The sequence below is a fragment of the Acetobacter aceti genome (genome assembly GCF_002005445.1).
Classification (GTDB): Bacteria; Pseudomonadota; Alphaproteobacteria; order Acetobacterales; family Acetobacteraceae; genus Acetobacter; species Acetobacter aceti_B.
Window position 1 is genome coordinate 1,862,210 of sequence record NZ_CP014692.1, and the last position, 12,904, is coordinate 1,875,113.

The window sequence follows — 12,904 nt, forward strand, 5'->3', positions numbered from 1 at the left end:
GTATGCGGGTCCATTACCGTTCTCTGGCGCTGGGTCTCTTCTGTGCCGCTATCGTCTTTCTGGTCGATCAGCTCTCCAAATACTGGATTCTGTTCGACTTCCGGCTGCCGGAAAAAGAGTCTGTCGCGATCTGTCCCGGCCTCAATTTCACGATGGTCTGGAATCACGCCATCACCTTCGGGATGTTCGGCGGTGCGGGCCCGGCTGGCCGCATCATCTTTTCCGTTATTTCGCTGGCCATCGTGGCGGGCCTTCTGACATGGATCGCCCGGAGTCCTCGCCTGCTTATCGCGGGACTGGCCGGCGCCATCACAGGCGGCGCAGTCGGGAATGTGCTTGACCGGCTGCGTTATGGAGCTGTTGTCGACTTCATCCATGCTCACGCTTTCGGCTGGTCATGGTATGTCTTCAATATCGCTGACGCGGCGATTGTGTGTAGTGTAGCAGGTCTGATATTGGACAGCCTGTATCGGGAGCGTCAGCATCCTTCTCAGCAGGATTCTGAACAGACAGTCGAACGGAGCGCCGGGGACAAGTGAGACAGAACAGAATGCGAGTCATCGTCGGATTTCGACATGTATCTCTTGGACTTGGACTAGGCGCCCTGTTGACAGGGTGCGCAGGCAGCGATGTCACGCGCGCCTTCGGGCTCCAGCGCAATGTACCGGACGAATACACGGTCACGACCCGGGCGCCATTGTCCATGCCGCCTTCAACCGAGCTTGTGAAGCCCGGCACCGGCGTTGATCACACGCGAGATGAAAGTCAGCGGATGGAGGCTCTCGAAACCCTGTCTCCTGATGTCGCGCTGCATGGAACATCCGGGCCAGACAGCTCGGGTCAGACCATGCTGATTAACGAAGCGGACGACGCTGCGGAACAGGCGGATCAGGGCGAACTGGGCAAGGCCGGTGAAGGCTATGTCGATGCCCTGCTGTTCTGGAAAGGCGGCGGCGCGGGTTCCGTGGTGGATGGCGATGCAGAAAATCGTCGCCTGAGAGCGAATGCTGCTCTGGGAAATTCTCCGACCAAAGGGGCTACGCCGACAAAGAAGGCAAAAAAATCCAAGATGCTTGGTGTCCTCTGAACAGCGTTCTGACCTAAACCAGAGCACTTTCAAAAGCTGACATCACCGGAAGCAGCTCTCGCAAGAGCTGCTTTTTTTGTATAAGCTGGTGAACCGCACTCTTAAAATCCACGCTGTATTTTTCTCTTTGCAGTTAAAGAAACATCTTGTTTGCATCTATTTCAGGAAAATGGCTTCAGATGATTACCCGCAGGCTCTTTTCTCCGGGTGCGATTTCAACAGCGTCGCAAGATCATACGCCATTGATGAGGCGCTGCTACACTGAAATTTCGTTCTGTCACGCCTGAGAATATCTCCGAGTATAACAACACCCTGGAATGATCCAGATTTTATAAGGCTTGATTGATACGCAAGAGATTTGACACAAAATAACATAAAAAACAAAAACAAGCCTATCAATAAATACAGAAAACCTTATTTCTTTTTTCGTAATTTTTATATTTATAAAAAATAAAAGTAAATATTTTCATTTCCAACAACAAATGAACAAAATCACTTCGTTATACTTGCATACATCAAAAAGCCTCGACGCTTGAATATAATATATCATTGTGAGACAAATATGAAATATCAGTGAGGCTGCCTGTTTGATGATCCGGCGAGTGGAATGAGAAACCAGACCAAATCCAATTCGTTCTTTACAAGAAACGGGTCATCTACATTTCGTATGAAAACGATCCCGCTTCATCAGAAAAGCAGAATCGCGTTGTTCACGTTCACTGCGTTCCTTGCTCCTCTGTATGACAAGGATGCGCAGGCAGAAACGACACTGATTTCCGCCAAAAATGTTACAATCATGGGGGCTCTTGATATAGGCGGATCAGCTTTCTTTCTCCCGAACACCAATTTCGGCGCAGGCTCCTATGAGCCCCGCAAAGATGGAAGCTACGTAAAAAACAAGAACTCCTCCTACGGTGAACTGTACGGCAAACCCATTCTCACTGGCCGTTGGGACACATCCTGGGGCTTCAATGTTTTCGGTATGATTTCCGCAGTCGGGTCCACCACGCTCGGCGATGGCGAAGCAGAAAGCGTGTCACAGACATCCGGCACCCCACGGGCTGTCACTCTGGAAGACGCCAATCTTGGAGCGGAGATCCCTCTCCATCTTCTGAAAGGCAAGCAGAAGCTGATTATTGAAGGTGGACGCCAGCGTTTTCAGATCGATGATGGTTTTCTGGTGGGTAAAGGCGCTTACAGTTCTGGCAATCGTGGCGCATGGTGGTATGCCCCACGTTTCGCATTCTCCGGACCCGGCGTTGTAAAATTTGAAGCCGACACAGTCCGTGCCGATGTTTTCATGCTTGAGAACAACAGCAACAATGATCAGGATCGTGGCTATGACAGGCCAAAGACGAAATTTGAGGGTTTTGACGTCACCTGGTTCAGGAACAAGCCTGGTGGCCACGGCGCGTCCTTGTATGAGGATCGGGCAGCCTACGTCACACTGACCTATATCCACGTTCGGGATTCTGACAGCTCATCCCACTATAATTATAATTATCGTGGCAGCCGTGATGGAATGAATATTGCCTCCCTGAGCTGGGGCGGCACTCTCTTTCCTATAAAATCTCTTGGTATATCGAAAAATTTTACATTTTATGGAAACTTCGTCGCGGAGGAAAACCGACACGCCAGAAATGGCTATCAATCGACAGAAGCTTATGGAATGAATTACGAACCCGGCTATATCTTTTCAATGCTGCCGTGGAAGCCCCACGTTTTCTATCGGTACACCCGATTGGGGGGCGCCAGGAATTCTCATGGTTCAGTCAAGAGAAATTATGATCCATTCTTTCTTTACGATGGTCGACGCTATACATATGGCGGTTACTGGCCCGGTGAAATCGTCGGCATGTATCTCTCTCCGCTGTCGGATGTCGAGATTCACCAGTTCAATATAACCGCGGTGCCACCCATGCACCTGCTCCGAAAAGATGATGAACTGACAATCGGCGCCCATTTCTACGATCTGCGCCTTTTGTATCCAGGAGGAATGGGGCTACCCCAAACTACAAAACGTCATATATCGGATGAAATCGATTTTTCAGCTGAATATAAATATGACGAAACACTCTCCGGCGCAGTCGCGGGCGGTGTCGCGTTTTCCGGGCCGACAGCCAAGGCGTTTGCCAGAGCAGGCATTCCGGAAGGATACAGCACACCTGCCATCGGCCGACATGCCGGTATCATTGAGGCGTATTTCTACAAACACTTCTAAAATGGTATCGCGATCCTTGACCTGAGCGGGCGTCTAAACTGTAATGACTCCGGAACAAAGGAACGGCATATTATCGCAGTCAGCAATATTGCTGATTTATCATCAGGTTTTTTCTTTCTTCTGCCAGGCAGAGGTGACGGAAACAGACATCTATAGAGGATTTGTCTCTTATGGCGGAGCAGAATAACGCAGTGAGCGGGCTACAGGAAAACGGTCTGAAGAACCGGCACATCATGATGATCGCCCTTGGCGGCGTCATTGGAGCGGGCCTGTTCGTCGGCAGCAGCGCCGCCATCGTGGCGACCGGTCCAGCCATTCTTCTGGGCTTCCTGATGGTCGGCATCCTGATCTTCATGATCATGCGTATGCTCGGGGAAATGGTGATCGCAGATCCGGGACGAGGCTCCTTCGTGGAGTATATCCGGAAAGCTCACGGTGACCATGTCGGATTTACCTCTGGCTGGCTTTACTGGTTCTTCTGGGTTGTCGTACTGGGTAGCGAGGCGATTGCCGGCGCCATGCTGATGCAGGACTGGGTCAATCTGCCTGTCTGGATTCTGTCTCTGGGACTGATCATCCTTCTTCAGCTGATCAATTTCGCCGCGCCCCGTATTTTCGGCGAATGCGAGTTCTGGCTTTCCGGCATCAAGGTTCTCAGCATCCTGCTTTTTGTCGGTATTTCCCTGCTGTATGTTTTTCACATCTTTGGTCCGGGCGTGCCTGCCACCGAAAATTTTCTCGGACATGGCGGCTTTTTCCCGCATGGTTTCATCTCTGTTCTTTCGCTGATCCCGACCATCCTGTTCACCATGATGGGTTCGGAAATCGCTACAGTTGCTGCGGCTGAATCGTCCGAGCCCGGCAAGAATGTCGCCCGCGTGACACGCAGCGTCGGCATCCGCGTGACACTGTTCTACCTTGCCTCCGTCACAATGATCCTGCTCGTCATCCCCTGGACCACTGTCGTCGCTGGAAAGTCACCTTTCGTCACGGCGATGGACGCAATGGGCATTCCGGGTGCGGGCCTGATCACCCGTCTCGTCATTCTGAGTGCGGTTCTGTCCTGCCTCAACTCCAGCATGTACATCACCTCCCGTATTCTGACAGAGCTTGCGGACAAGGGTGATGCTCCGGAAGCTCTTACCCGCAACTCAACGGCTGAAGCCCCGCGCCTCGCCATTCTGGTCAGCAGCATCGCGGGCGCGATTGTCGCCTTCTCATCCATTCTTGCGCCAAAAACGGTTTTCGCTTTTCTGCTGAACTGTAGTGGTGGTCTGATCCTGCTGATCTACTGCCTGATCGCCTCTTCCTATATCGTTGCGCGTCGTCTGGCCCGTAAGGATGGAACAGAAAAAGAAAACTTCGCGCTGCCACTGTTTCCTGTGATCAACTACGTGACGATCGGTGCTGTGGTTCTGGTTTTCATCGCCATGCTGATCGATCCGGGAGAGCGTATGACAGCGCTCAGTTCTCTGCTGACGGCTGTCGGATGCTATATTCTGGCGCGCCTTTTCGCCAGCAAGGCCGCGTGACTTCAAACTGACTGTATCGTTCATTTCTTACAGGAAAGGAGAAGACGGGATGACCGTCTTCTCCTTTTTACAACAAGACCAGCCACCGGTTTCATGGGCCTTCGAACGGTATCGGACGCATGACACGTTCATTGATATCCGGAATCAAACGATGCTTCAGCGGTGGAAAAGCCCGTGACCGACAATCTTCCCAGTCACACAGATGACAGGAAATACCGATGGAAGTCGGGCGTGCTTCCAGATTGAGCTGATCGGAATACACCACCTCCCGTGCGCGGGAGAGATCGCACCCAATAGTAATGGTCCGTATAGGGCGCACATCCCCCCAGCGCTGAGCCATGCCCAGAGAGCTTCTGGCAATCGAGAGAAAGGACTGGCCGGTTGTGAAGGCGACAATCTGGGTCTTGATCTGGCCGAGCGTTGTAAACGCGGTGCAGGCATTCCACTGCGGACAGGGATTGCCCTGACGGGGAATGGGAAAGCCACAGGCTGAAAAACTTTTACTGATATTTCCCGCCGGATCTGTCCGGACAAAGAAGAACGGCACGCCGCGAGCGCCCGGCCGCTGAAGACTGGCGAGACGCTGCGCCGCCTGCTGGTAAGACACACCGAAGCGGAAGCTCAGAACTTCCATATCATAGCGGCTGGCGACAGCCATTTTCAGAAAAGCCATATAGGGCATCATGATCGCGGCGGCAGCATAATTGGTCAGACCAATCTGCAGGAATGTACGGGCCTCCTTCGTGCTGGGGTCCATTTCAGCAAGAAGCGCTTCCACAACATCCCGTGCTTCCAGAAGCATGAGCTGAAAAGCCAGTTGAAATCCACGACTTTCACGAGGCAGAAGATCGGAAAGAACAAGCTGTCGCGTGACAGGATCATAACGCCTCAGTGCGTCGTCCATGGGAAGAACCTGCACGACCACACCATGTTTCTGGCGCAGCCGCGTCGCCACAGCATGATTCACTTCAGCCTGCGGCAGCCCCTCTCCATGGACAAACCCCATATCCCGCGCCATTTCCTCACGGACACTTTCGGCAACCTCCTCCAACGCCGAAAAATAGCTGCGGTGTTCGTCATAAATCTTCCTCACCTCTTCCTGAGGAAGAACAAGACGACGCCCGCCCGGCAGCGCCATCCCTTCAGCATCATGACGCGCCGCACGGTAGGCCTGATGCAGCGCCAGAATCGCCTTGGCGACATGGGCCTGTGAGGCAACGGCGGCAACTTCGTGTGCCGTCCCCTCCATATCGTTACCCAGTTCCGGGTCCGACAGCGCCTCCCGCAACTGGGCTTCGATCTTCTGCTCTTCCGAGCCCGACAGGGCCTCTATGCTGACATCCAGCGCACGCGTGAACTTGATCAGCAGAGACGCCGTGACACTGCGCTGATCATGTTCGATCAGGTTGAGATAACTGGCGGAAATTCCCAGTCGCGCAGCCAGAGCCTGCTGGGAGAGCTCCCTCTCCTGCCTGAGACGACGAACGATACGGCCAATGCGTGTTGAAGATGATCCAGTCATGACATGTTTTACAAATATAGAGTTATTTTTGTAAACGAATTTACAGCATTCATAAGAAACTGTTCCTTTTCTGTAGAAGTAATCAATGAAACCCTCTTAACTGAAAACATCACAAACAAGAAGGAACAACGCCATGTCCTCCGTTGACGCCATCGAAAAGTTCATCAGTGACAAGACCCGCTTTGCCGGTATCGAGCGGGACTACACCGCGCAGGATGTGGCGAAGCTGTCCGGATCGTTCACCGTCGAACACACGATCGCACGGATGGGTGCGGAGCGCCTGTGGAAACTGCTGCATGAAGAGCCTTACATCAACTCACTCGGTGCGCTGACAGGCAATCAGGCCATGCAGCAGGTCAAGGCTGGCCTCAAGGCCATCTACCTGTCCGGCTGGCAGGTCGCTGCGGATGCGAATCTTGCGGGGCAGATGTATCCCGACCAGTCGCTCTATCCGGCCAACTCCGTGCCGAACGTGGTGTCGCGTATCAACAACGCGCTACGCCGCTGTGACGAGATCGCGACACTGGAAGGCAAGGGCGACAAGACCTACTGGATGGCGCCGATCGTAGCCGACGCCGAGGCTGGTTTCGGAGGCGCTCTGAACGTGTTCGAACTGATGCGCTCCATGATTGCGGCTGGCGCGGCGGGCGTTCATTTCGAGGACCAGCTTGCGTCCGAGAAGAAATGCGGCCATCTCGGCGGCAAGGTGCTGATCCCCATTTCGCAGCACCTGCGTTCGCTGAATTCCGCTCGCCTGGCCGCTGATGTCGAGCGCACGCCGACCCTGCTGGTCTGTCGCACCGACGCCCACTCCGCCCAGCTTCTCACGTCGGACGTGGACGAGCGCGACCGTCCGTTCCTCAGCGGCGAGCGCACGGCGGAAGGCTTCTTCCGGATCAAGGAAGGTCTCGGCGTTGAATACGCGATCGCCCGTTGCGAAGCCTATGCGCCGTACGCCGACCTCCTGTGGTGGGAGACGTCCGAGCCGAACCTGAAGGAAGCCGAGCAGTTTGCCGAGGCGATCCACAAGAAGTTCCCCGGCAAGCTGCTGGCCTACAACTGCTCGCCTTCCTTCAACTGGAAAAAGAAACTGTCCGAGAAGGAGATCGCCGAATACCAGAAGGCGCTCGGCAAGCTGGGCTACAAATACCAGTTCGTCACGCTCGCGGGCTTCCACGCGCTGAACTTCTCCATGTTCCAGCTTGCGAAAGGCTACGCCGAGCGCGGCATGGCGGCCTATTCCGAGTTGCAGCAGGCCGAGTTCGCGGCGGAAGCGGACGGTTACACCGCGACCCGCCATCAGCGCGAGGTTGGCACCGGCTGGTTCGATGCAGTCGCCACAACGGCCAGCGGTGGCCAGTCTTCCACAACGGCCATGCACGGCTCCACCGAGCATGACCAGTTCAACCATCACTGACCACTGAACTCCCGCGCCGGGAGCCGATCCGGCGCACATCGTCCCGTCCAACTGCGGAGGCGGGCGGGACGATGGTCCTCATTTTATCGAAGCATCCGTGACGGTCTTCCAGCCCCTGTACATCCAGAAAGGCGCAGTCGGCAGACCGTCACGGACCCGGAGACACGACTATGACCACGCATATCCAGATTGAAGGCATCAGCATCGATCGCGGTCTTCATACGTTCGTCAACACCGAAGTTCTGCCGGAAACCGGCGTTTCACCGGAGACGTTCTGGGCGGGCATCTCCGGTCTTGTCGTCGAATACTCCCCCAAAATTCGTCACGCGCTCGCTCAGCGCGACCGACTCCAGAAGGCTATCGACAATTTCCTGATCGGCAGCAGCGGCACGGACATGCATCTCCGCACCCGCTTCATGCGCGAGATCGGTTACGTCGAGGAACTCCCGCCCAAATTCACCGTCTCGACGCAGAACGTGGACGCGGAGATCGGCCGGGTCGCCGGGCCGCAGCTCGTGGTGCCCGTCAACAACGCCCGCTACGCCCTGAACGCCGCCAACGCGCGGTGGGGCAGCCTGTATGACGCGCTCTACGGAACGGACGCCCTGCCCCAGACGCCGCCTTTCCAGTCCGGTACGGAATACAATCCGCTCCGGGGCCGCATCGTCGTCCGTCGCGCCAAGCTGTTCCTTGATGAGACCGTGCCTCTGCTCATCGGTAGCCACGCGGATGCATTGTCCTACTACGTGCATCATGGCGAACTGCACGCGAAGCTCGAGTGCGGCCGCACGACAGGACTGAAACACCCGACGCAGTTCGCCGGTTTCGCAGGTGCGCCAGCAGAGCCCCGGGCTGTGCTGTTCAACAATCGCGGCCTGCATATCGAGCTCAAGATCGACCGTTCGTCCCCGATCGGCAGTGTGGACAAGGCCGGAATCGCCGACGTGATTGTCGAAGCCGCCATGAGCACCATCATGGACTGCGAGGACAGCGTGGCCGCCGTGGACGCGCAGGACAAGGTTCTGGTCTATCGTAACTGGCTCGGTCTGATGCGTGGCACGCTGACAGCGGCGGTTCCCCGCAACGGTCAGGTCACGAACCGCACGCTGGCCCAGGATCGCAGTTACACCGCACCGGATGGCGCACCGCTGACGCTGCACGGCCGCAGCCTGATGCTGGTGCGCACCGTCGGTCATCATATGTTCACGGACATGGTGCTGGACGCTGAAGGCAACGAAACACCGGAAGGTGTGATCGACGCCGCCATCCTGTCCGCCATCGCACTGCATGATCTGCGCGGCAACAGCCCGGTCCGCAACAGCCGCATGGGCTCGATCTATCTCGTTCGCCCGAAGATGCATGGCTCGCAGGAGGTTGCACTGTCCGATGCCATCTTCACCTCGGTTGAGGAGATCCTGTCCCTGCCGCGCAACACGCTCAAGATGGGCATCATGGACGAAGAGCGGCGCACAAGCTGTAATCTTGCCGCCTGTATCAACGCGGCCCGCGAGCGCGTGTTCTTCATCAACACCGGCTTCCTGGACCGGACGGGTGACGAAATCCACACCTGCATGAAGGCAGGTCCGGTCGTGCGGAAAGGCGACATGAAGCAGGAGCCGTGGATCAGGGCTTACGAGCAGCGCAATGTCGCCATCGGGCTGGAATGTGGTCTCGGTATCGGTCCGCGTGGCCATGGCCAGATCGGCAAGGGGATGTGGGCGATCCCCGACCGGATGGCCGACATGCTGGAGCAGAAAGGCGCGCAGATGCGGGCAGGCGCCAGCACCGCGTGGATTCCGTCACCCACGGCGGCCACCCTTCACGCACTGCATTATCATCAGGTGGACGTGATGGAGGTCCAGAAGGAGCTGAAATACCACGCGCCGCTGCCGATGGAGGATCTGCTGTCCCTGCCCCTCGCTCAGGGCGCACACTGGTCGGAAGAGGAAATCGCCGCCGAACTCGACACCAATCTCCAGAGCATCCTCGGCTATGTGGTGCGCTGGGTGGATATGGGCGTCGGTTGTTCCAGAGTGCCTGACCTGAACAATGTCGGGTTGATGGAAGATCGCGCCACACTGCGGATTTCCTCGCAGCATGTCGCCAACTGGCTGATGCACGGAGTCGTGTCGGAAGCGCAGGTCGAGGCCGCGCTTATCCGCATGGCGCGGATGGTGGACGAGCAGAATCAGGATGAGGCTGGTTACATTCCGCTCTCCACCCATCAGGATGGTCCTGCCTTCATGGCGGCCCGTGAACTGGTGTTCGACGGAGCGCGTCAGCCGAACGGTTACACGGAGAGCATCCTGCACAGACGTCGCAGGGAGGCGAAAAGCCGCCACCGCATCGACGGTGTCTCCCATGAGGACATGGAGTTCGCCGCTGACTGACGGCTCCTTCATCCTCCTTGGTGACAGATAGCGCAAGGCGTTCCGGCCAGTTCTCCAGAAGTCGGAACGCCTTTTGACCCTGCCAGACGCGCAAATGTGGTTTGCCAGAGATCGGGTTGCGAGCGACATTCAGCCTCGCAACCCTTTACAAATCGGGGAGCACGACACCCGGCCCTCTCTTTTTCGGTTCGGGCGTTTGCTGCGCCTCCAAAAAGAAGAAAAGCCATGCCGGAAGCTTTCCTTATCCTGATTCTGTTCCAGCTTGTCGGGTCCGCGTTGCAGACCGTGCTGCATCTCCCGGTTCCCGGTCCGGTGATCGGCATGTTCCTGCTGGCCGCTGCCCTGCTCTGGAAACGCAGCCGGATACGGGCGGACAAGCCCGCCTCTTCCTTTGACACCCCTGCCCTGTCCTCGCTGTCCCGCAGTCTGATCGCCTGCCTGGGACTGCTGTTCGTCCCTGCGGGAGTGGGGCTGGTCACGCAGATGCCGGTACTGCTTGCGAACGGACTTCCGATTGCGGTGGCGCTGTTCGGTTCGACACTTCTCGGACTGATGGTGACAGCGTTCGTGATGCACAGGGCGACCCGCGACCGCCCCTCGCCCGAGCGTATTCCCGACACAGGTGGACAGGTGCTCTGACAATGCAGTCTTTTTCCCACACGCTTCATCAGATTTACGCGCGTTTTCTGCCCGAGCCGAATATGGAAACCCTGTTCTGGCTGAGTGTAACGCTTGCGGTCTTCGCGCTCGGCGTGCGGTTGCAGATCCGGCTTGATCGTGCGCCGTGGGCCAATCCCGTGCTGTTTGCGATCGCTTTCGTCGCGCTCGGGCTTCTGGTCACGGAAACACCTTATGCGACGTATTTTCAGTCCGTGAAAATCATCAACTTTCTGCTTGGCCCTGCCACCGTCGCGCTGGCCATTCCGCTGGCGGATTCAATTCGTCTCGTCACCCGCAGCCTCCCCGCCATGACACTGGCTCTTCTGGCAGGGTCGATAACGTCCGTGGTCAGCGGTGTGTTGCTCGTTCTGTTGTTGGGCGGTTCCCATGATGTCGCCCTGTCCATGGCGCCGAAGGCGGTCACGACACCGATCGCCATCGCCATCACCACGCAGATTGGCGGTATTCCGGCGCTGACGGCAGCCTTCGCCATTCTGGGCGGGATCATCGCGGCGATGATTGGAGAGACGACCCTGCGACGGTTGGGGATTACGGACTGGCGGGCGCACGGACTGGCGGCGGGGATTGCAGGCAGCGGGATCGCCGCGGCTCAGGTGGCGCAGCGTGATCCGGTGGGCGCTGCTTTCGCGGCGCTGGGGATTGGGCTGAACGGGCTGGTGACGGCGATTATTGTGCCGTTGATCCTGTATTTTCTGCCGGGATAATCAATGCTGTTCTGGAAATTGGCGGCACTGAAACTCGGGACGGGGATGGTGCTATCAGGCAAGACTGTCCCGGACTATTAAGCCCGAAAGAGCATATCAGTCGAACCTCATTTCACTATGATACTTCAAGGATCGGGCGTTTTCGGCGCATTGTCTGCTTCATGCGTTACGGAAGCTGCCTTGACAGTTTCATTGATACCCTGTTCGACCATAACGGCTTCTTGTGCTTTTCTTGCTGCTCTGGCGGCAGAAATCTGCTGGATTATCTGGGTTTTCACTTTAGCCAAGGTGGCGACAAGAAGCCGGTCCATCCCTGTTTTACGCAGAACAAGACGCATGTGGAGAGGCAAGTGGTCAATGACGATATTAGCCACCTTTGCAATAATCAGTTCATCAGAAATGATTTCGAAAAGTGTGGAAGCCGCGACCTTTGAAATGGCCCCTTCAATATAAGGCTGATACTTCCTGATGATTGCAGCCTCTTTCAAGGATATAGTTTTATCTTTCAGCCAGACCGCACTGTCCATGACATCGTCTCTGATGCCAGCTACTTTCCCGGGAAGAAATGAGATTTTTTCAGGAAGCCATTTCCTCTTGCTCTTTTCATCTGTTTTCTGAATTTCGTCATTATCCGCTTCCGTTTCATCTGAAGCAGGAGCATTTTGTCTTTCAGGGATCATGAAATCACTCCAGTCCAGTATCCGGCCTTATGAGAAGGTAAAGCTGACTTCCAGGAAACTGTTCTATCTTCAGGAACAAAGTAAAAAAAAGAGGAGCCGGAGCTCCCCTTTTCTTCAGGCTCATACGAGACAGTCGATCAGCCGTGCGTCTGCTGATGAACGATGGCGTCACGGATATCCTGCAACAGGAGTTCACTCTTGGTTGGTGCTGGCGGCGCTGCGGGCTCTTCAGCCTGCTTTGTGTGCAGCTTGGACAGAAGGCGCACCATCCAGAAGATGACAATGGCGACAATCAGGAACTGAATGACTGCGTTGATGAAGACACCATAGTTGAGGGTGACTGCCCCCGCTTTCTGGGCTGCATCCAGGGTCGGCTCAATCGGGCCTTTAAGGGTTACGAACAGATTGCTGAAGTCAATGCCGCCTGTGGCCAGACCAAGCACTGGATTGAACACGTCCTTGACGAGGCTGTTCACAATTGCCGTAAAGGATGCACCGATGATGACACCGACGGCCATGTCAACGACATTGCCCCGCATGATGAAGGCTTTGAAATCGTTGACCCAGCCCGGTGTATGCACAGCAAGTTTCTTGTCTGCCATGAGATCCTCTAAAAAATGATGTAGCCTGTCTTATCGACTGTCCACTCTTGATTACAACAATAGATTAA

11 protein-coding genes are annotated in these 12,904 nt (G+C 55.9%); 8 read left to right on the forward strand and 3 right to left on the reverse strand.

What is annotated here, in order from left to right:
• Positions 1–2: 2 nt before the first annotated feature.
• The 4 genes from lspA (at position 3) to A0U92_RS08405 (ending at position 4,840) form a co-directional block, all read left to right on the forward strand.
• On the forward strand, positions 3–539 hold the full coding sequence (lspA, locus tag A0U92_RS08385) for a signal peptidase II (protein ID WP_077812828.1): 537 nt from the start codon (positions 3–5) through the stop codon (positions 537–539).
• A gap of 11 nt (positions 540–550) precedes the next feature.
• A complete protein-coding gene (locus tag A0U92_RS08390; RefSeq protein ID WP_077812829.1) occupies positions 551–1,087 on the forward strand; it encodes a DUF3035 domain-containing protein in 537 nt (178 codons plus the stop codon).
• 706 nt (positions 1,088–1,793) lie between these two features.
• Positions 1,794–3,308 (forward strand): hypothetical protein, encoded by a 1,515-nt coding sequence (locus A0U92_RS08400; RefSeq protein WP_236748047.1) that lies wholly within the window; start codon positions 1,794–1,796, stop codon positions 3,306–3,308.
• Between the two features lie 170 nt (positions 3,309–3,478).
• Positions 3,479–4,840, forward strand: coding sequence for an amino acid permease (locus A0U92_RS08405; RefSeq protein ID WP_077812832.1), 1,362 nt, complete (start codon positions 3,479–3,481; stop codon positions 4,838–4,840).
• A 91-nt stretch (positions 4,841–4,931) separates the two neighbouring features.
• Here the strand turns inward: A0U92_RS08405 and A0U92_RS08410 are convergent, their stop codons facing one another.
• Entirely contained in the window at positions 4,932–6,362 is a 1,431-nt protein-coding gene (locus A0U92_RS08410; protein ID WP_077812833.1) for a helix-turn-helix domain-containing protein, read from the reverse strand.
• A 133-nt stretch (positions 6,363–6,495) separates the two neighbouring features.
• On the opposite strand from A0U92_RS08410, the gene aceA reads away from it, so the two are divergent.
• The 4 genes from aceA to A0U92_RS08430 all read left to right on the forward strand — a co-directional run bounded on the left by aceA (position 6,496) and on the right by A0U92_RS08430 (position 11,554).
• Entirely contained in the window at positions 6,496–7,779 is a 1,284-nt protein-coding gene (gene aceA, locus A0U92_RS08415; protein WP_077812834.1) for an isocitrate lyase, read from the forward strand.
• A gap of 170 nt (positions 7,780–7,949) precedes the next feature.
• Complete coding sequence (locus A0U92_RS08420) at positions 7,950–10,169, forward strand: malate synthase G (protein ID WP_077812835.1); 2,220 nt, start codon at positions 7,950–7,952, stop codon at positions 10,167–10,169.
• Positions 10,170–10,394: 225 nt separating this feature from the next.
• Entirely contained in the window at positions 10,395–10,808 is a 414-nt protein-coding gene (locus A0U92_RS08425; RefSeq protein ID WP_077812836.1) for a CidA/LrgA family protein, read from the forward strand.
• A 2-nt stretch (positions 10,809–10,810) separates the two neighbouring features.
• Positions 10,811–11,554, forward strand: a complete 744-nt coding sequence (locus A0U92_RS08430) for an LrgB family protein (protein ID WP_077812837.1) — start codon at positions 10,811–10,813, stop codon at positions 11,552–11,554.
• Positions 11,555–11,679: 125 nt separating this feature from the next.
• Here A0U92_RS08430 and A0U92_RS08435 read toward each other — a convergent pair whose 3' ends face one another.
• Positions 11,680–12,234: a hypothetical protein gene (locus A0U92_RS08435; RefSeq protein ID WP_187668727.1), complete on the reverse strand. Its 555-nt coding sequence runs from the start codon at positions 12,232–12,234 to the stop codon at positions 11,680–11,682.
• A 137-nt stretch (positions 12,235–12,371) separates the two neighbouring features.
• Positions 12,372–12,836 (reverse strand): large-conductance mechanosensitive channel protein MscL, encoded by a 465-nt coding sequence (gene mscL, locus A0U92_RS08440; RefSeq protein WP_077812838.1) that lies wholly within the window; start codon positions 12,834–12,836, stop codon positions 12,372–12,374.
• Positions 12,837–12,904: the final 68 nt, after the last annotated feature.